Origin of the sequence: Corynebacterium sp. HMSC14H10, from assembly GCF_001807105.1 — a bacterium.
Lineage (GTDB): Bacteria > Actinomycetota > Actinomycetes > Mycobacteriales > Mycobacteriaceae > Corynebacterium > Corynebacterium jeikeium_D.
Map to the genome: position 1 here is coordinate 26,667 of NZ_KV787407.1, position 23,351 is coordinate 50,017.

Annotated in this window: 16 protein-coding genes and 1 pseudogene; 15 read left to right on the forward strand and 2 right to left on the reverse strand. The window is 59.8% G+C overall.

The window, feature by feature from the left end; translation table 11 throughout:
* Positions 1-2: 2 nt before the first annotated feature.
* Positions 3-1,283, reverse strand: coding sequence for an acyltransferase family protein (locus HMPREF3135_RS00130; protein WP_070437230.1), 1,281 nt, complete (start codon positions 1,281-1,283; stop codon positions 3-5).
* Positions 1,284-1,479: 196 nt separating this feature from the next.
* Between HMPREF3135_RS00130 and HMPREF3135_RS00135 the strand changes: the two genes are divergently transcribed.
* Positions 1,480-2,640: a cell envelope lipid trafficking protein PgfA gene (locus tag HMPREF3135_RS00135; RefSeq protein WP_048734381.1), complete on the forward strand. Its 1,161-nt coding sequence runs from the start codon at positions 1,480-1,482 to the stop codon at positions 2,638-2,640.
* An 81-nt stretch (positions 2,641-2,721) separates the two neighbouring features.
* A complete protein-coding gene (locus HMPREF3135_RS00140; RefSeq protein WP_070437232.1) occupies positions 2,722-4,554 on the forward strand; it encodes an MmpA family trehalose lipid delivery protein in 1,833 nt (610 codons plus the stop codon).
* Here the strand turns inward: HMPREF3135_RS00140 and HMPREF3135_RS00145 are convergent.
* Positions 4,534-5,712: a glycosyltransferase family 4 protein gene (locus HMPREF3135_RS00145; protein WP_069358925.1), complete on the reverse strand. Its 1,179-nt coding sequence runs from the start codon at positions 5,710-5,712 to the stop codon at positions 4,534-4,536. The genes HMPREF3135_RS00140 and HMPREF3135_RS00145 overlap by 21 nt on opposite strands.
* A gap of 93 nt (positions 5,713-5,805) precedes the next feature.
* Between HMPREF3135_RS00145 and HMPREF3135_RS00150 the strand changes: the two genes are divergently transcribed.
* The 13 genes and pseudogenes from HMPREF3135_RS00150 to HMPREF3135_RS00210 all read left to right on the forward strand — a co-directional run bounded on the left by HMPREF3135_RS00150 (position 5,806) and on the right by HMPREF3135_RS00210 (position 23,241).
* Positions 5,806-6,660, forward strand: a complete 855-nt coding sequence (locus HMPREF3135_RS00150; RefSeq protein ID WP_141739555.1) for a class I SAM-dependent methyltransferase — start codon at positions 5,806-5,808, stop codon at positions 6,658-6,660.
* Positions 6,661-6,831: 171 nt separating this feature from the next.
* Positions 6,832-7,901: pseudogene (locus HMPREF3135_RS00155) on the forward strand (iron-siderophore ABC transporter substrate-binding protein).
* Positions 7,902-8,023: 122 nt separating this feature from the next.
* A complete protein-coding gene (locus tag HMPREF3135_RS00160; protein ID WP_070437322.1) occupies positions 8,024-8,944 on the forward strand; it encodes a FecCD family ABC transporter permease in 921 nt (306 codons plus the stop codon).
* The gene (locus HMPREF3135_RS00165; RefSeq protein ID WP_049171768.1) at positions 8,941-9,996 is read left to right on the forward strand and encodes a FecCD family ABC transporter permease; all 1,056 of its coding nucleotides are present in this window, start codon (positions 8,941-8,943) and stop codon (positions 9,994-9,996) included. Before HMPREF3135_RS00160 ends, HMPREF3135_RS00165 begins: the two co-directional genes overlap by 4 nt.
* 36 nt (positions 9,997-10,032) lie before the next feature.
* A complete protein-coding gene (locus HMPREF3135_RS00170; protein WP_070437234.1) occupies positions 10,033-10,839 on the forward strand; it encodes an ABC transporter ATP-binding protein in 807 nt (268 codons plus the stop codon).
* Positions 10,840-10,879: 40 nt separating this feature from the next.
* Entirely contained in the window at positions 10,880-11,878 is a 999-nt protein-coding gene (locus HMPREF3135_RS00175) for a siderophore-interacting protein (RefSeq protein ID WP_070437236.1), read from the forward strand.
* Between the two features lie 225 nt (positions 11,879-12,103).
* A complete protein-coding gene (locus tag HMPREF3135_RS00180) occupies positions 12,104-13,339 on the forward strand; it encodes an acetyl-CoA C-acetyltransferase (protein WP_069358928.1) in 1,236 nt (411 codons plus the stop codon).
* Between the two features lie 74 nt (positions 13,340-13,413).
* Positions 13,414-15,645: a 3-hydroxyacyl-CoA dehydrogenase NAD-binding domain-containing protein gene (locus tag HMPREF3135_RS00185; RefSeq protein WP_070437238.1), complete on the forward strand. Its 2,232-nt coding sequence runs from the start codon at positions 13,414-13,416 to the stop codon at positions 15,643-15,645.
* 141 nt (positions 15,646-15,786) lie between these two features.
* Entirely contained in the window at positions 15,787-17,415 is a 1,629-nt protein-coding gene (locus HMPREF3135_RS00190; RefSeq protein WP_070437240.1) for a protein adenylyltransferase SelO family protein, read from the forward strand.
* A gap of 479 nt (positions 17,416-17,894) precedes the next feature.
* Positions 17,895-19,640 (forward strand): peptide ABC transporter substrate-binding protein, encoded by a 1,746-nt coding sequence (locus tag HMPREF3135_RS00195; RefSeq protein ID WP_070437242.1) that lies wholly within the window; start codon positions 17,895-17,897, stop codon positions 19,638-19,640.
* 4 nt (positions 19,641-19,644) lie between these two features.
* On the forward strand, positions 19,645-20,571 hold the full coding sequence (locus tag HMPREF3135_RS00200; protein WP_016421610.1) for an ABC transporter permease: 927 nt from the start codon (positions 19,645-19,647) through the stop codon (positions 20,569-20,571).
* Complete coding sequence (locus HMPREF3135_RS00205) at positions 20,564-21,562, forward strand: ABC transporter permease (RefSeq protein WP_070437244.1); 999 nt, start codon at positions 20,564-20,566, stop codon at positions 21,560-21,562. The genes HMPREF3135_RS00200 and HMPREF3135_RS00205 overlap by 8 nt, the downstream gene beginning before the upstream one ends.
* The gene (locus tag HMPREF3135_RS00210; protein ID WP_070437246.1) at positions 21,559-23,241 is read left to right on the forward strand and encodes a dipeptide ABC transporter ATP-binding protein; all 1,683 of its coding nucleotides are present in this window, start codon (positions 21,559-21,561) and stop codon (positions 23,239-23,241) included. The genes HMPREF3135_RS00205 and HMPREF3135_RS00210 overlap by 4 nt, the downstream gene beginning before the upstream one ends.
* Positions 23,242-23,351: the final 110 nt, after the last annotated feature.

Sequence of the window (23,351 nt, forward strand, 5' to 3'; positions counted from 1 at the left end):
CGTTAGCGGTTGACCCAGACGCGTGCGAAGAAGCGGCGGGCAGGTTCCTCGACGAGCGCGTAGGAGGCGGCGGCCACCGGAATCGACAGTGCGACCGTGACAATGGTGACACTGAGCAGATGTCCGGTGAACAGCTTCACGCCAAGCAGCGGGAATGCAATGGAGAGCATCGCCACGTGCCAGAGGAAGATGCCGTAAGACCAGCGTCCCAGCGCCTGCATGATGGGGTGTTCGAGGAAGCGCGATTCCGGCGCCATCGTCCAGGGGCCGATGATGGCGGCACCGAAGACCAGCCCACACAGCAGGCGGCGAGTGAATTCCCAGCTGGTCAGTTCGACGAGTCCTTCGGGGCCCAGGTAAGAAGCCAGCACCAGCGCACCAACGGCAATCGCCAGCCACAGTGGACGGCGGCGAGCCCAGCGCTGCATGGTTTCCACCCTCGCGCGGGCAGCATCGGTATCGACGCCCTGGAGCGATTCCAGCTCGGCGAGAATCATGCCAGCTGCGAACCAGGAAAAGTATGCAATCGGCTGAATATGCGGGTTAACGCCTTCTGGGTACGGCAGTGGCAGGTAGGGCCAGCCGAAGCTCAAGATCGCAAGCAGGGAAATTGCCACTATGCGGCGCCCCTGCTGGCGATGCGGGTCCAACCGGCTAAGCCCAATGGCAAACAGCGGCAGCGCGATGTAGAACGCGACCTCCACCGACAACGACCACAGGTGCGTCAACCCACCGTGCAGCGAGCCGGAGAAATACACCTGTGTCAGCGTCAGATTTGTTAGCCAAATCTTGAGATCCGCGCCGCGCCCCACCGGCAGTGCGATGAGCACAATAAGCACTAGCACCCAGTACGCGGGCATAATGCGCGCGACGCGCTTCTTGTAGTACTTCGCCCAGCTCTTCTTCCGTCCGCCGTCGGCATCGGACAATGCTTTACGACGGGGAATTCCGCCGTAACCCGAGCGGTGAGAACGCCACAACAGGAATCCGGACAGCACGAAGAAAACGGCCACGAAGAAGTCGAAGCGGCCGAGGATGCGCTCCCACAGGGCTCCCACATCATGCCCGGTCTGGAATGCGACGTGCGTGCCGATGATGCCCATCGAAGCCACAGCTCGCAGGCCCTCCAGCGAAGGCAGGAAGCCTGGGCGGAATGTGGTGGCAGAGCTCGATGCAGTGCTGGATCCCGAGCTGGATACAGTGTTCGGCGTAGAGTTCGGCACAGAGCTCGACACTGTGTCTTGCCCAGCGTTTGGCGCTGCCGCATATGCCTTGGACGTCATAGTACTTTCTTACACGGATACCGGAATGAGTAAAATCACTTGTATTTTATTATGAAATAAGTCCTGTTCAGGCCGGTTTTTCCAAAACTCTTTTGTTTTCCCGACAAGTTATTTTTAAAAAACACACCACATAACTCCTAACTTCCTGCTAGGTTTTGCAGCAGAAAGTTACGTACAGTTAAAGGACTATCCGCTGATGAAGAGAACTCTCGGACATGCACTGATTATTATCGGTGCTGCATTGATTGTCATTGCCGTCCTTCTGCCAACCTTCCTGGTGCCTCGCCTCCGGGTCATCCCACTTGACACTGTGAGCGATACCATCACGGAGGTGCGCGACGGCACTCTGTTGGACTCCAGCCAGCTGGGCAAGAATGAGCCAACGCCAAACCGCAAGAATGACCCGCGCTGCAAGGCAGAGACGGACGAAGAGAAGCGCGATCTCCCGGTCCACTGCTTCATCAACGACAAGACTCCGATGCAGTCGAAGCGCCACGTTGAGATTGAGGAGCCGGCTGACGACAAGATTGCAACTCTCCAGGTCGGTACCACTCTGCTGCGCGATGACCGCGAAGAGCCGAAGAACCTCATCAATGCGACCCTCGACCGCATCACTGTTGACCGCAGCACTGCGTACCCGGTAGATGACCCGATCTCCAGCGTTGCTATTAACGCACCGCAGGGTGGTTCGGACACCAAGCCGCCGACGTTCACCCGTCCGGGCATCCAGTACCAGTTCCCGTTTGGTGCTGAGAAGAAGTCCTACCCGTACTACGACGTCCAGGCGATGCGTAACTTCGAGATTGACTTTGTCGGTGAGGAAACTCAGGATGGCGTCAAGGTTTACAAGTACTCCATGACCATTCCGCCGCAGAACCTCTACGAGTCCCTGACCGAGCACTTCACTCGCGACGGCCGCAAGCTCACCGAGGCTGACAAGTCCTCGCTGGCTTCCATGCGCCTGAGCTTCCCGGCTCACAAGTGGGGCCTGGAGGGTGACGACGACGTCGAGCTGGATCGTTACTACACCAACGTCCGTACTGTCCGCGTCGAGCCGACCTCTGGCGTGATCGTCAACGGTACTGAAGAGATGTTCATGTTCTACGCCAAGGACGACAAGGAAGCGGAAGAAATTGCTTCCAAGGCTGGCCGTGAAAAGGAGGCCAAGGAGCAGAACCGTACCGCGATGAAGTACACCGCTCAGTGGGACGAAGGCTCCAAGGGCCGCCAGATGGACCGCGCTAAGGAAGCCCGTAAGTCGCTGACTATCGGTGGCACTGTCGCACCGTGGATTCTCGGTATCCTCGGCCTGGTTCTCATCGTGATTGGCTTCCGTGTTCGCAGCAAGTCCGCCTAAGACGCGAAACTACGGTGCCACAGGCTCTCGCTTACCCTAAGTTTCACTGAGGAAAGCGAAAAATAATTTAATATAGGGCACGTGACACAACGTTTCCGCACTACTCTGACCCAGTCGGCTCACTCTCATTCGGAGCGAGTCGCCTGGGTTTTTGTGTTGTCGTGGATTCTCCTGCTGACCGCTGCCGTGTGCTGGCCGCTCTTTGTGCCCCACAAGGCCCCGGCCGATGGTCGCTTTGGGGCACCGATGTTTCTGCTGCGCGACATGGTCATCCCCAATCACCCACCGCTTACCGACGCGGCCCTGGGACTCGGCCCCGCTGCGGCACGAGCTGTTCCGCAGGACACCGCACTGTGGGCACTGGGCTACTTTGTGGATGCCAGCCATTGGGTGCGCTTCGGCATGGTGGGCGCCTGTTTGATTGGTGGTCTTGCAGCTGCTGAGCTCGCCCGCAGGTTCACTCGCCACGGCTCGGGCACCAGTAGCGCATCCGGTGCGGGCCTTGTACCCATGACTCCGAGCTTAGCCAGCCAGCTGATTGCACCGACGATGCTGCTCTGGAACCCGTTTGTGGTCGAGCGTTTGCTCCAGGGACAGTGGTCACTGGTCATCGCCGTATTGCTGCTTCCGGCAGTTGTTCTGGCAACGCAGATGGGTAGTGCCTTGTGGCGCACCAGCGCAATTGCCGCTGCGGGTCTCACGCCGACCGGTGCCCTTTTGGCTGGTATCACCGGCATTGTTACCGCTCGCAATAGCCGCGACCGCGCTTGGATTGTGGCCACAACAGTAGCGGTCAGTTCACCGTGGCTAGTGGCATCTTTGCTGAACCCGAGTGCAGCTGGGTCCTCTGATGCGGCTGGCGCTGCCGCATTTGCGGCCAGAGCAGAGGCACACGTCGGCACGCTCGGCAGCCTGTTGGGATTGGGTGGCATCTGGAATAAGCAGGCTGTGCCACTGACGCGCGAGGTTGGTTTTTCGGCGATTATGGTGCTGGCACTCCTGGTGCTTATGGGTCTGGGATTCCGTCGTGCCTGGCATTCGCAAGAGCGCTGGCGGGGGCTGATTATCACTGGCGCCACGGCCATCATGCTCGTCGCTCTCGCCGCAACAACGCCGGGCATTTTGATGATGGGTTGGGCGCTGGAGCACATCCCGGGCGCGGGCCTGCTTCGTGATACGCAAAAGTGGATCGCGCTCGCCGTCCCCGCCTATGTCATCCTCGCCGCAAGCGGTGCGGAATACCTGGCACGCCGCGCTCGCGGGGCCACCGCCAACATCGGCCAGTGGTTGGCTACTGGCGTCAGCGCGCTCATCATCATCGCCGCTGTCCCCACGCTGCCCGCCGATGTCGCTCCACTCCGCCCCATTCCGTCATGGGAAGGCTGGTCGGCGGTTTCCGGTGTGGTCGCGCTTGACGACGATCGCGTTGCGGTTCTACCTGCCGGTTCTTACCGCATTATTAATGGGCGTCCTGTCCTCGACCCGGCTACGAAGATTTTGCCCGCTCCGGTGGTGAGCTCTGGCGAACTGATTGTCTCTGGGCAGTCGGTGTCTGGCGAGGGAGCCACAACCGTTGAGCGCACGCTGCTCGGTGGTGCGAAGAGACACGAGGAGCTTGAGTCTGCGCTCCAGAGTCTTCGAGACCAAGGCGTTGGCTGGGTCCTAGTGGAGAATTCGCCCGGCAACTTCGGCGACTCCGCTGACATTGTGGCAGCGTTAGACCCCGTCTATGAAACCCCTGACCTGCAGCTATACCATGTCCCCGGCGTTATCGAGCCGGCCACACAACCAAGCCAGGGGGCCTATGCAGCTGCGTGGACAGCCTTTGGAATCTGGACTCTTTGCCTACTCGCTGGGCTGCTGGCGGGGCTACTGACTGGAGTAATGGAAGCGCTACTGCCCCGCCGCAGGTAGCAACTTATCCAGTGTTGGGTTTTCCAAGACATTCAGAACTGCCTCACCGGTCTTGTCCCAGCCAAATTCCGCGGCACGGGCGACGCAGGCCTTGGACATTGCGCGATGCAGTTCGCCGTTATCGAGAATCTGTCGTGTCTTGGCAATCAGGTCAGCTTCATCGCTGGCCAGCAGGCCAGTTTCGCCGTCGTTGACCGAATCGCGCAAGCCCGCCGAGGAGCGATAACCGACCGTCGGCACGCCGTGCTGCGCTGATTCGATGACGGCGAGCCCCCAACCCTCCTTGCGAGAAGGCATCAGGTGCAGACACGCCTTGGAGAGGATGCGGTGTTTGTCCGCCTCGGTGACCTGCCCGTGGAAGACGACGTGGTCCGAAACGCCCTTGTCACGGGCATATTCCACGAGGTTGTCGTGCCACCACCCCGAGCCAATAACATCGAGAATCGCACCTGGACGATCTTGTACAAGATCTGCAAGCACATCGATGGCGTGCTCAATCTGCTTATGCGGAACCAATCGCGACAGCGTCACCAAATGCGGTGCTGGACCGTCGCACTCGGATAGGTCCGCCATGATTTCGGTCGACTGCAACTCCTCCGGAATCGGGTCCACACCATTGCGGATTACCGCGATGCGCCCCGGCGACACTCCAAGTTCTACCAGTTCAGCGGCACTTGGCTCGGAAACTGTGATGTAGCGGCAGCGGCGGTGAATCATCGGCGACAGACGCGACTCGATGAACCACCCAAGCTTGCTAATAATCGGCCCTGCCACTGGCCACTGTTCGCGGTGGCAGTGATGTGTTAGCAGCACCGTCGGTGCGCCGGAGAAAATCCGCGCGAAAAAGGGGACACCGTTTTGGGTGTCGACCACGACATCCGGCTTGCCGCCGAGCACCTTGGCAATTGGGCCCACGCCAAATCGCGCACCCAGCATCGCGGTCCAGGAGCGCACATAGACGGAGAAGTTTCCACCAGCGCGGGAGAACGTCACGCCATCACGACGCGAAAGGGCTGGTGCGTCTGGGTAACTGGCCGTGCGGAACACCACGGTGTGACCTTGGTCGGCAAGGTAACCTGCGACGCGCTCCAAATAGCGCTCACTACCTCCACCTTCGGGGTGACCAGTGTCGCGCCAACACAACAGTAAGATTTTCATAACAATATGAGCCTAACGCTCGGCGCGGCTTTCGTTGCCGCTTTAGCTCAAATCCATACTCCCAAACCCAACCAGTCCATTAGATTGTTTGACGTGACCAGCTTTCGCTTTCCCGCTTTTATCGTCCCGCCCGCTCTGAAAGAGCTGCGCAGCTTTGCTACGCTGTCGCGCTCATTCGGGCTGCTCAACGACTTCAAATACGAGCAAACCGATCCCGATATCTTCTACGGGCACCTGGCTGAGGACACCATCGGCCTGTTGGAAGGCATCGCAGCTGGGGCGGATGGTGCGGCGGGGTCGACGGACACAGGGGGCACGTCGTCAAGCGTTACGACGAATACCGCACTGCGTGGCAAGCGCATCCTTGATGTCGGCGGCGGCCCTGGGTACTTTGGCCGAGCATTTGCCCAGCGTGGCGTGGAATATTACACCTGCGAACCCGATGTGGGCGAGATGGCGGCGGCGGGTATCAAGCTGGAGTCGTCGGTACGCGGATCGGGGCTGGAACTGCCGTTTCGCGATGACGCGTTTGACCTGACGTACTCGTCGAATGTCGCCGAGCACGTGCCCGAGCCATGGACGATGGGCGAGGAAATGCTGCGTGTAACCAAGCCGGGCGGACTGGTCGTTTACTCGTACACCATTTGGTACGGCCCGTTCGGCGGCCACGAGATGGGGATGACGCATTACCTGGGTGGCGACCGCGCGCGGCGCATGTATGAGAAGAAGCACGGCAAGCGACCGAAGAACTATTTTGGCGAGTCCCTGTTCAAGGTCGGTTGCGGTGAAGGATTGAAGTGGGCGCGCGCTGCCGCGGAGGCCGGCGACTGCGAGCTGCTGGCCGCTTTCCCGCGCTACCACCCGTGGTGGGCCTGGTGGATGGTGCACGTGCCGGTGCTGCGCGAGTTCGCGGTGTCGAACCTGGTGTTGGTGCTGCGGAAGCGGTAGGGGGTTCATAGAGGAAGCCTTTAGAGCCCCTGAACGCAAACCGTCACCCTAGCCCCCCAATACCACCCCTGCTTTTAGGATAGCCTGCCCTTTGTTACTGTTTCCGACATTCGGTAGAATGCTGGGCTCGGGAGTACTCAACGAGACTCTTCGCACAAACAAAGGACCTACATGAACAAAACCTTCAGGACCCTGACAATCGCGGTGGCCAGCGGAGCCATCGCATTCACCATGGCAGCCTGCGGAAGCAGCGACACGAGCAGTGAAAACAACGCCAGTAGTGTCAGCGCCTCGGACGCCAACACACAGCTCCCTGTGACCATCAAGCACGCGTTCGGCGAGACCACTATCAAAGAGGCACCGCAGCGAATCGCGACTGTCGGCTGAGCGAACCATGAAGTACCGCTTGCTCTGGGACAAGTGCCCGTTGGCATGAGCAAGGCCACCTACGGTGACGATGACGGCGATGGCATCCTCCCGTGGGTTGAAGACAAGCTGAAGGAACTCGGCGCAGATTCCGGCGACAAGAAGCCGGTGCTCTTCGATGAAACCGACGGCATCCCGTTTGAAAAGGTCGCAGACACAAAGCCTGACATTATTCTTGCTACTTACTCCGGAATTTCTCAGGAGGACTACGACACGCTCTCCAAGATTGCGCCTGTCATTGCCTACCCCGACATGGCATGGGGCACATCATTGGAAGACATGATTCTGATTAGCTCCAAGGCGATCGGCAAGGCCGATGAGGGCAAGAAGCTGTCCGAGAACTTGGACACCACTATTGCCGACGCTCTTGAGAAGTACCCGAACCTCAAGGGCAAGAAAGCACTCTTTACCTCCTTCGGTGGCAGCTCCGACCCATCAAAGCTTGGTTTCTACTCCACCGAAGATCCACGCATGGGATTCCTTGTAAACCACGGTCTTGCAGCACCGAAGATCGTCGAGGAACAGTCCAAGACTGCTGACAAGTTCTGGGTTGAAGTCTCCACTGAGAACCCGGAGCAATTCGATGACGTCGATGTCATCATCTCCTACTCCTCGGGCGATAAAGCCGAGGATGAAAAAACGTCAAGGATATGCAGGCGGATCCACTGCTTTCCAAGATTCCGGCGGTGAAGAACGGCAACATTGCCTTCCTTGAAGATGGCCCGCTAGGAGCCGCCTCGAACCCCTCACCGCTCTCCATCCCTTGGGGCATCGACCGTTACTTCGCAGCGCTTAACGAAGGATTGAAGAAGTAATAGTGCCAACCTCAGTCCATGCTGCTTCAACAAAGTCCACTCCCCCTCCTTCGACGACCACCAAGTCAGCTGTATTTGTTCTCTTGCTGATACTTGGACTGGTATCGGTGGTCCTGTCGGTTATGTTCGGCATACGCAGTATTACGTTCACCGAGGCGCTTTCCGCCTTAGGTGGAGCTACCGACACCGCGGGAGAAGCTGCAGCGTGGACACGCATTCCGCGTACCGTGCTGGCACTGTGCGCGGGTGCAGCGCTCGCCACCTCGGGCGTAGCCTTTCAAGCTGTTACTCGAAACCCGCTTGCGGACCCCGGAATATTCGGCGTTCTTGCTGGCGCTTCTCTAACAGTTGTTATCGGTATCACCTTTTTCAACATCAGTCGCACACTGCCGACAATGCTAGTTGCGTCAATGGGCGCCTTCGCAGCTGCAGTGTTTGTCTACTGCGTGGGATCAATCGGCCACGGCGGAGCCACTCCACTCAAGCTAGCTCTTGCTGGAGCTGCCACGGCCGCCGCCCTATCTAGCTTGACCAGCGCCATCTTGTTGCCGCGCGCCGATGTCATGGACGAATTCCGCAACTGGCAAATCGGCTCCGTCAGCGGTGCGCAGTGGGAATCACTGACGGTCGCTTTCCCGTTACTTGGGCTCGGGTTCGTCATCGTCTTTTTAACCAGCAGCGGCCTCAACGCACTCTCCCTTGGCGATGATGTCGCCACCAGCCTCGGCATCAACTTAACCCGCACGCGAGTCCTGGCAACACTCGGCGCGGTGCTGCTCTGCGGGACCACCACTGCCGTCACCGGTCCGATTGCCTTCGTCGGTCTCATCGTCCCCCACGTACTCCGGATGATCCTTGGAACCGACCACCGCGTTCTCATCCCAGCAAGCGCTCTGGCAGGAGCAGTATTGCTCACGCTTGCTGACACCGTCGGGCGCCTCGTCGGTGACCAATCCGAGATTGCTGTCGGCATCATCATGCCCTTCCTCGGAGCTCCACTGTTTATTTGGATCGTGCGACAGACAAGGATGCGGGAACTATGACAAACCTCGCCCCCGAAACGCGCCCGCAGAATAGGGCCAGCGAATTAGCGACCGCTATCCAAGAACAACGCGGTCACGCCCGAATTCGTTTTACGCTCACATTATTGGTTCTAGCAGCGATTACGGCCGTACTGTGGCTGCTGAGTCTCATGCTTGGAGATTCCTTCTATTCCCTTGCCGATGTCATCGGCGTCATTCGCGGTGACACCGTCCCCGGGGCATCTTTCACAGTGGGAGAGCTACGCCTACCACGCGCCACGATTGCAATTGTCGCCGGCTTCGCGTTTGGCGTATCAGGAACAATCTTCCAAACGATGCTGCGAAACCAGTTAGCCTCACCGGACATTATCGGTATTTCCGCTGGTGCGGCCGCTGCTGGTTCGACCATGATTGTGCTGTTTCAGGCCTCTCAGACTGCCGTGTCAACGGTGGCGCTGATGGCGTCGTTAAGCGTGGCCGCTCTGACCTACCTGCTGGCGTTGAAATCGGGATTTGCCGGCACTCGCCTGATCCTGACGGGAATCGGCATTGCGGCGATGCTGCAGGCATGGACCACCTACGTGCTGTCGAAGGCTTCCGCGTGGGATCTGCCGACGGCCACACGTTGGTTGACTGGATCGCTGAATAACATCTCGTGGGAGCGCGGATTACCGCTGGTTATTACCGTTCTTGTCGTAACACCGCTGCTCTTGATTGGTGCGCACAGGCTATCAATCTTGGAGCTTGGCGACGACATCGCCACCTCACTCGGACTGCGCGTGAACCTGCTTCGCGGAGCTCTTATTGTCGGCGCCGTCATGCTCATCGCAGTGGCGACATCCGCAACCGGACCAATCTCATTTGTCGCATTCATGGCAGGCCCGATCGCGATGCGAATCTTTAGGCCCGGCGCGAACCTCATAGTGCCATCTGGATTGGTTGGAGCATTCTTGGTGCTTGTCGCAGATTTAGCCGGCCAATACCTCTTCGGCACGCGTTATCCCGTCGGAGTTATTACCGGCGCGCTCGGAGCACCCTTTTTGATCTATCTGCTCGTCAGAACATCTCGATAGCTGCGCTTTGTTCATCAAACCAAGGAGTCACTCACCGTGTCCGCACAACTGAATGCTCAGTCCCTTACTTCTGGATATGGGGAAAAACCCATTGTGAAAGACCTGACTTTGTCATTCGAAGCAGGCAAGATTACTTCGATTGTCGGACCAAATGGTTGTGGCAAATCAACGTTTCTACGTACGCTAGCTCGTTTGATTCGGCCATCAGCTGGATCCGTCGAGCTGGACGGCAAGGAGCTAGGTTCCTATTCTTCCCGCGAATTGGCAAAGCGGCTCGGACTGCTTCCGCAGACCCCTATCGCTCCTGACGGCATCACTGTCGCAGACTTAGTCGGCCGTGGTCGAACCCCCTACCAGGGAATTCTGGGTCGCTGGAGTTCAGCCGACTACGACATCGTCACCGAAGCTATGGAAGCTACCCGAGTCGCAGACCTCGCAGGGCGGTGCGTCGAAGAGCTCTCCGGCGGCCAGCGTCAACGTGTGTGGATTGCAATGGCACTCGCACAACAAACCGATGTGCTGCTTCTCGACGAACCTACAACCTACCTAGATCTAAAACATCAACTAGAAGTCCTGGATCTACTAACTGATCTCAATCAACGCCGAGGCACCACCATCATCATGGTGCTGCACGACCTCAACCTGGCTGCTCGGTATTCGGATGCTCTCGTCGCCATGCGCGACGGACGACTGCATTCCGCAGGAGCGCCTGTCGACGTGCTCACACAAGAGCTGACCCGGGAGGCGTTCGACCTCGAATCGCTGATTATTACCGATCCGGTCTCAGGGCTACCCACTGTTATGCCTGTGGGCCGCCACCACTCAAAACTAGCCCAGCACTAGCTCAGTAGATGTAAGCAACTCATCAGAATTAAGGATTCCTATGGGATACCAGCCACACCGCGTCCGCGTTGCCCACACGCGACAGATTTCCCCGCACTTTCAGCGCATAACACTTCACGGCGTGGAGAATGTCGGTCCGAAGGACACGATTCGGGACGTCCGTATCAAAGTCATTATCCCAGCAGCTGGTCAGCTTCCAGAGCTGCCGGAGGAGAATTGGTTCGCTACCTGGCAAACCCTTGACCCCGAGACTCGCGGCTATGTCCGCACGTATTCCATCCGCGCTTTTCGACGCAACTTGCCAGACGACGCTCCCGATGAACTCGACATCGATTTCGTGCTACACCCCGATGCCACTGGACCAGCCTCTGCGTGGGCTGCAAAGGCACAGGTCGGCGATGAGCTGCTCATCATCGCACCGACACGAGATGATGAATCCGGCAGCGGCATCGAATTCGCCCCTGGAGCTAGTAGTCGCATCGTGATGCTTGGAGATGAAACTGCCTTACCTGCAATTGCGAAAACCCTGGAGGAATGGCCAGCGGGAGTGCAGGGAGAGGTGTTTATTGAGATTCCATCTACCAGCGATGTCCAGAAGCTAGAGGTGCCATCTGGAGTTTCGGTGAAGTGGCTGGCTCGAGCGGAAGATGAGCACGACACTTCGGGCGAGCTGCTGTACTCCAATCTGGTGAAGCTTGTCAGCAATGCGCTAAGCCCGGTCGCGCGAGAATCACTGTCAAACGTTCTCGAGGGGAATGCGGCAACCACTGCGTCGACAGGCGAGGATGACCCCAACTTTCTGATGTGGGAGACTCCAAGCTATTCCCAGTCAGGTGAAGATATTTCCAATTCCAGCGGCGAAGACACGGCCAACGCCGGATCTCCGAATCCGACACTAACCGGGACTTACTTTTGGATTGCAGGTGAGTCTTCAGCGGTGATTCGGATGCGGAGGCTGCTGGTGAAGGAATGCCACGTTCCGAGGAAGCAGGTGTCGTTCATGGGATATTGGAAGCGGGGTCAGGCAGCGAAGGGATAGTTTTAAATCTCTTGCGCTGCCAACCGGCTGAGACTCAGCCGGATTGGAAGGCTGACTGTCCTCAAACTACTTATGTAATTACCCCCGGTTTCTCCCATAACCGCAGGTGGGAGACTACAGCGAGTCAACTTCCTCCCCAGCACCCCTCAAATCACCCCCGGCAATCCGCCATTCGTTATAGAGTGACGCACGACACTTTACGACGAATCTGTGAGGTAAAAACACATGACTTCCGCCACCATTCAGCCGGGCGGCGAAGCCTTCATTTACGAGGCAATTCGCACCCCGCGCGGCAAGGGCAAGAAGGACGGCTCCCTCCACGAGGTACGCCCGGTATCGCTTCTCGTCGGCCTCATCGACGAAATCCGCAATCGTTTCCCTGACCTGGACGAAGAGCGCATCAGCGACCTCATCGTTGGCTGCGTCAGCCCGGTCGGCGACCAGGGTGCGGACATTGCCCGGACCGCAGCACTCACCGCAGGTCTGCCGTACCGCACCGGCGGTGTCCAAATCAACCGCTTCTGCGCTTCGGGCCTCTCCGCCATCAACTTGGCTGCTCAGAAAGTCCGCTCCGGCATGGACGAGCTCGTCCTCGCCGGTGGCGTCGAGTCCATGTCCCGCGTGCCAATGATGTCCGACGGCGGTGCAATGGCGATGGACGCACAGGTCTCGTTTGCGACCGACTTCGTCCCGCAGGGTATTTCCGCTGACCTGATTGCATCGCTCGACGGCTTTGACCGTGAGTCCCTCGACGAGATGGCAGCACTCTCCCACGCTCGTGCCGCAAAGGCTTGGTCTGAGGGCCGCTTTGACCGCTCCGTCGTCCCAGTCAAGGACGCTAACGGCCTGACCATCCTCGATCGTGATGAGACCATCCGCGAAGGCGTCTCCGCAGAGTCCCTCTCCGGCCTGCGCGCAGCCTTCACCATGATGGGTGAGCAGGGCGGCTTCGACGCAGTTGCACTGAAGAAGTACCCGCAGCTTGAGCGCATTAACCACGTCCACCATGCAGGTAACTCCTCCGGCATCGTCGATGGCGCTGCACTGACTCTGGTTGGCTCTGAGAAGGCCGGCGCAGACATGGGTCTGACCCCACGCGCACGCGTTGTCGCCACCGCCGTCAATGGTGTCGAGCCGACCATCATGCTCACCGGTATCGAGCCGGCTGTCCGTGAGGCTCTGGCCAAGGCCAACCTGACGGTCGACGATATCGACGTGTGGGAAATCAACGAGGCGTTTGCCGCCGTCGTCAAGCATGCTCAGCAGAACCTGGGCATCGACTACGAGAAGCTCAACATCAACGGTGGCGCAATGGCCATGGGTCACCCGCTGGGTGCAACCGGTGCCATGATCACCGGCGCCGCAATCGACGAGCTGCACCGCACCGGTGGCCGTTACGCCCTCATCTCGCTCTGTGTGGCTGGCGGCATGGGTGTTGCAACCATCATCGAGCGCGTCTAAAGCAAACCGGAACGAAACTCACAGCGACAATTACCGCGGTCACACCGCGATAACCACAAAGGACTGACTGATTTATGAGCACAGATAACATGTTCCGGTGGGATCAGGACGACGCCGGAATCGTCACCCTCACCATGGATGACCCGAATGCGCCGGTCAACACCATGAACAAGACCTTCCAGGACGACATCCGCGCCACCGTGGAGCGCCTGGAAAACGAAATTGGCGACGGCTCTGAGACCTCCATCAAGGGCATCATCATCACCTCTGCGAAGAAGACCTTCTTCGCAGGCGGCGACATCAAGCAGATGTCCAAGGCCACTGAAGACGATGCAGCTGACATGTTCGGCATGGTCGAGGACATGAAGGCCTCCCTGCGTCGCTTGGAGAAGCTCCCGGTGCCGATTGTTGCTGCCATCAATGGCGCAGCACTGGGCGGCGGCCTCGAGGTCGCGCTGGCTGCTAACCACCGCGTTGCTGCCGATGCCCGCGGTTCCAAGATTGGCCTGCCAGAGGTCACCCTCGGCCTGCTGCCGGGTGGCGGCGGTGTCTCCCGCGTCGTGCGCATGCTGGGCATCCAGGACGCGCTGATGAAGGTCATTCTGACCGGCGCCCAGATGAACCCAGGCAAGGCTCTCGCAGCTGGCCTCGTTGACGAAGTTGTTGCTCCGGAGCAGCTCATCGACACCGCTCGCGCATGGCTGACCAGCGAAGACGCCAAGGCAGCACAGCCGTGGGACGAGAAGGGCTTCAAGATCCCGGGTGGCGACCCGAAGACTCCTAAGTTCGCGATGAATCTGCCGTCCTTCCCGGCAAACCTGACCAAGCAGCTCAAGGGCTCCCCGATGAAGGCTCCCCGCCTTGCGATGCAGGCTGCTATCGAGGGCTCTCAGGTCGACATCGACACCGCACTGCGTATCGAGTCCCGCTACTTCACCGAGCTGGTCACCGGCACCCAGTCGAAGAACATGATGCAGGCGTTCTTCTTCGACCTCAACCACGCTCAGGGCGGCGGCTCCCGTCCGCTGCAGGCTGATGGCACCCCGTACCCGAAGCGCGAGTTCAAGAAGGTTGCCGTTGTCGGCGCCGGCATGATGGGCGCAGGTATCGCCTACGTGTGTGCAAAGGCTGGCATGGAAGTTGTCCTGAAGGACATTTCCCTGGAGAACGCCGAGCGCGGTAAGTCCTACTCTGAAGGTCTGGAGGCCAAGGCTCTCAAGCGCGGTCGCACCACTGAGGAGAAGTCCGCAGCGCTGCTGAACCGCATCAAGCCGACTGAGTCCTACGACGACCTCTCCGACGTCGATCTGGTCATCGAGGCCGTCTTCGAGAACACCGACCTCAAGCACAAGGTTCACGCCGAGATCGAGGCTGCAGTTCCGGAGACCTGCATCCTGGGCTCCAACACCTCCACCCTTCCGATCACCGAGCTGGCTTCCCACGTCAAGCGTGAGAAGGACTTCATCGGCCTGCACTTCTTCTCCCCGGTGGACAAGATGCAGCTGATTGAGATCATCTCCGGCGACAACACCGACCCGGCTATCCTCGCCGCTTCGCTGGACTTCGCTGTTGCAATCCGCAAGATCCCGATTGTTGTCACCGACTCCCGCGGTTTCTACACCTCCCGCGTCATCGGCACCGTCATCAACGAGGCCCTGCGCATGGTCGCTGAGGGCTACGACCCGGCCATCATCGAGGCCGCTGGTCGCCAGGCTGGTTACCCGGCACCGCAGCTCCAGCTTGCCGACGAGCTGAACCTCAAGCTCATGGAGAAGATCGCTGGCGAGACCCGCGCTGCCGCCGAGGCTGCAGGCCAGACCCTGGACGAGGGCGGCGTACCGGCTCTGGTCGAGGCCATGCTGCACAAGTTCGAGCGCCCGGGCAAGCTCGAGGGCAAGGGCTTTTACGAGTACGTCGACGGCAAGCGCTCCGGTCTCTGGCCGGGCCTGTTCAACGAGCTCCGCGAAGAGCTGAACATCACCCCGATCGCTCCGGAGGACACCGACCTGCAGGAGCTGGTTGACCGCATGCTCTTCATCGAGGCCATCGAGACTCAGAAGTGCGTCGACGAGGGCGTTCTGCTTCACGACGCCGACGGCAACATCGGCTCCATCTTCGGTATCGGCTACCCGGCCTGGACCGGTGGTACTCGCCAGTTCATTAAGAACTACGACGGCGCCACTGTTGTCGACCCGGCCGCAGCTCACCCGGAGCGCCGCGGCGTCGCGGGCTTCGTCGAGCGCGCCGAAGAGCTGGCCGCTAAGCACGGTGAGCGCTTCAACGCTCCGGAGTCCCTGAAGAAGTAAGGCTACCCCGAGCGCACCCCGGTTGCTGGAATTGTTCCAGTAACCGGGGTTTTTCGCCTTCGAGATCACCTCTACGCGCGTAGCACCGCTGAACGCACCAGCGCGCCAACCCCAATTCGGCCTACCCGTTAAACTGCGCACATGGCTCGAAATGTCGCTGATCTTCCCACCGCACTGCCTGAACTCGCTATCTCCCAGGAGGGATTCGCCGCCCCATCACCGCAGCTGGTCATGCTTAACGACGAGCTCGCGACCCAACTCGGTCTCTCCCCACAGTGGCTCCGGTCAGACGCTGGCCTGAAGTTCCTCACTGGCCGCGGCGCCGATCACGGAGTCGGCCAGGAAACCGATACCCCACTCGGCGCATACACAACCCCGATGGCCACGGCCTATGCCGGCCACCAGTTCGGCAACTTCGCAGGCCTACTCGGTGATGGTCGCGCGCTCTTGCTTGCCACAGTTGAGGCTGAACCGGGGCTGACTGGGCTGCACTGTCCGCCTAACCAGCCCGACTGCCCCAAAGAGACAACCCACAGCGACAACACCCAGTCCTACGAGATTCAGGCGAAAGGCACCGGCCCCACGCCCTTTTCCCGTGGCGGTGACGGCAAAGCCACGCTGACCTCCGCGCTGCGGGAGTACCTCATCAGCGAAGCCATGTATGCGCTCGGCATCCCCACCACCCGCGCGCTGGCGGTCATCAAAACCGGCGAAGAGATTTACCGCGGCTCGCAAACCCCATTCGACAACACCGACCCCACCACCGAACTTCAACCGGGTGGCATCGTCGTGCGCGTAGCATCCAGCCACCTGCGAGTTGGCACGTTCGAGCTGGTCGCTCGCTCCGGAACGGACACCGGAATCATGGATCGGCTCATCGAGTTCGCCGCGCAGCGGCATGGCTACGAGGGTTCGGCGGAGTCGGTTCTCCGGGACGTCGTCAAGCGGCAAGCTAATCTCGTTGCGGCGTGGCTGGCCTGTGGATTTGTCCACGGCGTGATGAACACCGACAATGCCAGCATCGCGGGCGAGACCATCGACTTTGGGCCGTGTGCGTTTCTGGATGCGCACGATCCGCGGGCGGTGTTTAGCAGCATTGATCGAGGCGGTCGATACGCGTTCGGCGCGCAGCCGACGATTGCCGGGTGGAACATGTCGAAGCTTGCGGAGACTTTGCTACCGCATTTCGCAGGCACCCCGGAGGAAGCCCTCGCACGCGCCCGCGACCTCCTGGGCGAATTCGCCGACGAGTTCACCGATGCGCTCAGCCGCAGGTGGCTGCCCAAGTTGGGGATTCTCCCCTCGCTTTACGACGACCCGCTGGCCATCCCCCTGGTGCAGCAGTGGCAGGCGTTGCTGGCGAAGTTTGGGCTCGACCATACGAATGCTCATCGGGCGCTGATTGAGGTTCTGGCCGATGGTGATGGGGATACAGTTGCTGCGTTGGCTGCGCTGACCAGGCTGACCGCTGATCCTGCGTTCCCCGCCGCCGCGGCTGAGTGGGGGCAGTTGTGGAAGCAGACGCGGGAAGAGCTGGGAATCGACCAGACGACGGCCCTGACACTTATGGAGGAAACGAATCCGCTGTATATTCCGCGAAACTACCTGGTCACGGAAGCGTTAGCGGCGGCAGGGGCGGGGGATCTGACCGACTACCGGCACCTGCTGGAGGCGGTAACCAACCCCTTTGAGTCGCAAGACGTCCCTGCGGGGTTCACGGAGCCGGCACCGCGGGAGTTGGGTGCTTTCCACTCGTACTGTGGGACTTAATGCGCTGCCTCTCCGCCTCCTCCAAAGTCCACTTCCTCTTCCAAAGCCCACTTCACGACACAGGTGTCACCTCGTGCCAGCTGTGGAGGTGGCATGAGGTGACACCTGTGTCGTGAAGTCGCGGATGGGGCCGGACAGGAGCCCGGCGGTGGGACAGCCAGAAATTCAGCAGCCCCAACCCCTGCGGGGGTGCCAGGATGTTACAACGTTGCACCACTGCACAGGATTAACTCCCCAATCGAGGGTAAAAGACACCGTCAAATAAGGGATGGTTCGCCTGATTAATACTCATATGTTTTTTGGACTTGTATGGTTAGAGACTGTATTGAACGGTCGTATCCAAACCTTAGAGCCCACCACACCCAAGTTGTCACCACCACCATTGCCTATGCAGGTGGGAGGTGGGTATCTAAGTCATTTGGAGTGAGCCGATCACCAAATTCATATCGCCTATCTGGCAGAATCTAGAAAGGCTCGCGATGCATAGACCCGTTGCCTCCGGCCCCTTCCACACCCGGCAGAAACTCCGGCGGAAGCTCCGACAGCGAGAGAAGTCCCGTGCCACAAAACTGCACGCAACAACGCTCAGCGGAAAAGGAAAGTTCACGCTGCATGTCCGCCAGATCCTGGCGGCTTTGCTGGTAATCGCCTTGCCAGGAAGCGCGCTCGCTGCCTGCAGCACTGACCAGCAACAGGTCGGCGCGGGGTTCATTGTGGTCCAGAACTCCGAACCACAGTCGCCGCTGTACACCACTGACACCAATGAAACCGGTGGTGGCGATATCCTCCGCATGCTCTACTCAGGTCTGGTGCGCTACGACACCGACGGCTCGATGATCCTGGACCATGCGGCAGAAATTAAGCCCAACGAGGACTCGACCCATTTCGACATCACGCTAAAACCGGGCTGGACCTTCCACAACGGCGAACCAGTCACCGCGCAGAGCTACATCGATGCCTGGAATTACGCTGCCTACGGCCCGAACCTGCAGAAGCAGCAGTCCTTCTTCGCCAACGTGCAGGGTTTTGATGCTGTTTCGGGAGAAAAGGCCACGGAGAAAACACTCTCCGGCCTGAAAAAGGTCGATGACCTGAGGTTCACCGTGGATCTGACCAACCCAGATTCTTCCTTCCCGCTCAGCCTCGGCTATGTCGCGTTTATGCCGCTGCCGAAGGCCGCGTTCGAAGACAAGAAGGCTTTCGGTGAACACCCAATCGGCAATGGACCGTACAAGATGGCCGAAGGCCGCGCTTGGCTGCACAACAACCAGCTAACTGTGGTTCGCAATGATGACTTCGCCGGTGAGCACAAGGCCCGTAACAACGGCCTGGTATACCGCTTCTACTCGGACGTGGACACCGCATATGCAGACCTCCAGGCCGGCCGCCTGGACACGCTGCCACGCACAATTCCACCAACGGCTCTCGCCAGCTTCCAAACCGACTTCCCCGACTCCAGCGCAAATGTCCCGACCTCGTCTTCGCAGTACTTCGCAATTCCGCGAAATCTGCCAGGTTTTTCGGGTGAAGAGGGCAAGCTTCGTCGTCAAGCGATTTCTATGGCGATTGACCGGAAACTAATCACTGAGAAGATTTTCTTCGACACCCGCACCCCGGCGCGCGAGTTCAGCTCGTTGACGCTCGGTGACCTTGACCCGAACGTACCTGGCCAAGAGGTGCTGGAATACAACCCGAAGAAGGCCCGCCAACTGTGGGCCGAAGCCAACAAAATTGCGCCGTTTACCGGCTCGTTCGACATCGCCTACAACGCCGACGGCGGACACCAGCAGTGGGTCGAAGCGGTGACCAACATGATTGGCGAGACCCTCGGCATCGATTCCCACGGCAAGGCCTACCCGACCTTCAAGCAGCTGCGCGATGAAATCTCCAACGAGACCATCACCAGCGGCTACCGCACTGGCTGGGCAGCTGACTACCCATCTGTGGCCAATTACATGCTTCCGCAGTTCGTCACCGGTGGCTCCTCGAATGACAACCACTACTCCAACCCGGAGTTCGACAAGCTGATTCAGGAGGCGGCCTCGGCAAAGAGCGCAGAAGATGCCAAGCCGATTTATGTCAAGGCTCAGTCTGTGCTGATGGAGGACCTACCAGCGATTCCGCTGTGGTACCCCAATGCTTCGGTGGCGTGGAACCCGAAGCTGCGCAATGCCGTAGTGATGTGGGACGGCATCTTGGACTACCCAATGATTGAGAAGGACTAGCACCATGGGTTGGTATATCGGAAAGAGACTCCTGCAGATGGTGCCGGTATTCTTCGGTGCCACACTGCTGATTTATGCAATGGTCTTCGCCATGCCAGGCGACCCCATCGCCGCACTAGCTGGCGATAAGCAGCTGCCACCGGAGCAGGTCGCAGCACTGCGCGCCCACTACCACCTGGATGAGCCTTTCCTCGTCCAGTACTGGGAGTATCTCAAGGGCCTGTTCACCCTGGATATGGGCGAGACCTTCTCCGGTCGCTCGGTCGGCGAGGAAATCGCGCTGGCCTTCCCTATTACAATTCGCCTGGCTCTGATGGCCGTTGCCATTGAGGCCATTTTCGGTATCGGCCTCGGCGTTATTGCCGGTATGCGCAAGGGCGGCTTCTTCGACTCCACCGTTCTGGTGATGTCCCTGCTGGTTATCGCAACTCCGACCTTCGTGCTCGGCTTCGTGGCCCGCTACCTCTTCGGTGTGCGCTGGGAGATTGTCTCCCCCACCGTTGGTAGCGATGCCTCCTTTACCTCCCTGCTGCTGCCGGCATTCGTGCTGGGTCTCGTCTCGGTTGCTTATGTTCTGCGACTGACGCGTTCCGAGGTCTCGTCGGCACGCCATGCTGACTTCGTACGCACTGCCCGCGCCAAGGGCTTGCCAACCTCTGAAGTCACCCGCCGCCACATCTTGCGCAACTCGCTAATTCCCGTTGTGACCTTCATCGGCGCTGATCTCGCGGCTCTGATGGGCGGCGCAATTGTCACCGAGGGCATCTTCAACGTGCCAGGTATCGGTGGCCTGATCTTCCACGCCGTCCAGATTGGTGAAGCTCCCACCGTGGTCAGCATCGTGACCATCCTGGTGGTTATTTACATGTTCGCCAACTTGCTCATCGACTTGCTCTACGCAGTCCTGGATCCGAGGATTCGTTATGCCTAAGCCAGATTCGACGCAGTTAGATTCGACTCAGCCAGAAAAGCAGGCCAACGCCGTGCATACCGGCACCGCACAGTCCGGCACCGCGCAGGCCCCCGCCGCCCAGGCGACGAACCCCGACCACTCGCAGTTGCCGGATACCCCGCCACTGGGGCTCTGGGGTTCGGCCTGGCAGAACCTGCGTTACCGCCCACTGTTCTGGGTTTCCGCATTCATTATTTTGCTCTCCATCGCAGTGGCCGCATTCCCGTCGCTGTTCACCTCTGTGGACCCGACGGCGGCAAACCTGCGTGACTCGCTGGCCCCAGCCCGCGACGGCCACCCGATGGGCTTCACTCAGCAGGGCTACGACGTCTACGCCCGTGTCATCTACGGTGCCCGCGCCTCGGTCATCGTCGGCATCGGCGTCACCCTGGCCGTGACCGTGGGGGGCATCATCCTCGGTGCCATCGCTGGCTATCTCGGCGGTTGGGTCGACGCGGTGCTCTCCCGCATCACGGACATGTTCTTTGCCATCCCCCTGATTCTCGCCGGCATCGTGCTGATGCAGCTGTTTACCGAACGCACCATTTGGTCCGTGGTCTTCGTGCTCGCTGCTTTCGGCTGGCCGCAGATGGCGCGCGTGGTGCGCTCCTCGGTGATCTCAGTGAAAAACGAGGAATACGTCACCGCCTCCAAGGCGCTCGGTCTGTCCAGCACTGGCATTCTCTTCCGCCATGTGCTGCCGAACTGCCTCGCCCCTGTCATCGTCATGGCCACGACCTCGCTGGGTATTTACATCGTCGCCGAGGCCACGCTGTCCTACTTGGGCATTGGCTTGCCGACGACCACCGTTTCCTGGGGCAACGACATCTCTGTCGCACAGCAGGTGCTCCGCCAGGCCCCGTCCAACCTGTTCTGGCCAGCACTCGCCCTGGCGATTACCGTTCTCGGCTTCATCCTCATGGGTGACGCTTTGAAGGATTCTCTCGACCCGAAGGAGCGTCGTCGATGAGCACCGACACCAATACTTCCGCAGCGCCCATTCTCACCTTGAAGGATGTCTGCATTGGCTTTCCGACGACCACAGCGTCCGGCCGCCGCAGTAAATCGTTGACCGATGTGGTGCATGACGTCGACCTTGAGGTTTTCCCCGGTGAGACGGTCGCCATTGTCGGCGAGTCCGGCTCGGGTAAGTCCACCACTGTCCACGCCGCGCTGGGGCTGTTGCCCGGTGATGGTGAAGTCACCGGTGGCACCATCACCTTCGATGGCCGTGACATCACACACTTGACGGACCGCGAGTTTGTTAGCATCCGCGGCAACGGCATCGGCCTGGTTCCGCAGGACCCGATGACCAATCTCAATCCGGTGTGGACCGTCGGTTCCCAGATTAAGGAGGCGCTGCGCGCTAACAACATCGCCACTGGCTCTGAGGCCCACAAAAAGGCGATTGAGCTGCTGGAACAGGCCGGCCTGCCAAACGCTAAGAAGCGCATCGACCAGTACCCGCACGAGTTCTCCGGTGGTATGCGCCAGCGCGCGCTTATCGCGATGGGCTTGGCCGCGCACCCAAAGCTGCTGATTGCCGATGAGCCCACTTCCGCTCTCGACGTGACCGTGGCGAAGAAGATCCTCGACCACCTCGACAAGCTCACTAGCGAACTCGGCACGTCCGTGGTGCTTATTACCCATGACCTCGGTTTGGCTGCCGAGCGCGCTGACCGACTCGTCGTTATGCAAGCAGGACGTGTCGTGGAGACCGGCCCTGCCCTGCAAGTTCTCACCCGCCCGCAGCATCCATACACCAAGCAGCTAATCGCGGCGGCTCCATCGCTGGCTGCCCGGCGCGGTGATCGCGTGGTGGCGGCGCCGACGACATCGGATGCGGACCAGAAGGAGATTCTGGTCGCGAAGAACTTGGTGCGCGACTTCGCCATCCGCGGCGACCGTCCGTGGCGCAAGGATTCCTTCCGCGCCGTCGATGACATCAGCTTTACGCTGCGTCGCGGTCGCACCATCGGAATCGTGGGCGAATCCGGTTCGGGCAAGTCCACTGTCGCCAACATGGCGCTGGGGCTGCTCGATCCGACCGAAGGCGAAGTGCTTTTCGACGGCAAACGCGTCCAGGGCCGGAATCGTAAAGAGGAGCTGGAGCTGCGGCGTCGCATTCAGCCGATTTTCCAGAACCCGTATGCGACGCTGGACCCGATGCGCACGGTGCATTCCTCCATCGAGGAGCCGCTGCGGATTCACAAGATTGGCACCAAGAAGGAGCGTGAGCAGCGCGTATTCGAGCTTCTCGACCGCGTCGCTCTTCCCGCGGAAATGGGGCGCCGCTTCCCCGGTGAGCTGTCGGGTGGTCAGCGTCAGCGTGTGGCGATTGCGCGTGCACTGGCCCTGAACCCTGAGGTTGTGGTCTGTGACGAGGCGGTGTCAGCACTCGACGTGGTGGTGCAGGCTCAGGTGCTCGAACTGCTCGCTGAGCTGCAGGAAGAGATGGATTTGGCCTACCTGTTTATTACGCACGACCTCGCTGTGGTGCGGCAGGTGGCTGATGAGGTCATCGTGATGGAGCACGGCAAGATGGTTGAACACCGTCCGACCGACAATCTCTTCGACCACCCGGAGAAGGAATACACCCAGCGGCTGCTGGACGCCATCCCTGGTGCGTCGTTGGATTTGGATCTGTAGCTGGGCGGTGGCCTGTTTCCCCAGGGCACTTCGCTCCGCCCCCCTTCTGGGCCACTTCACGACACAGGCGTCACCTCGTACCAGCTGTGGAGGTGGCATGAGGTGACATA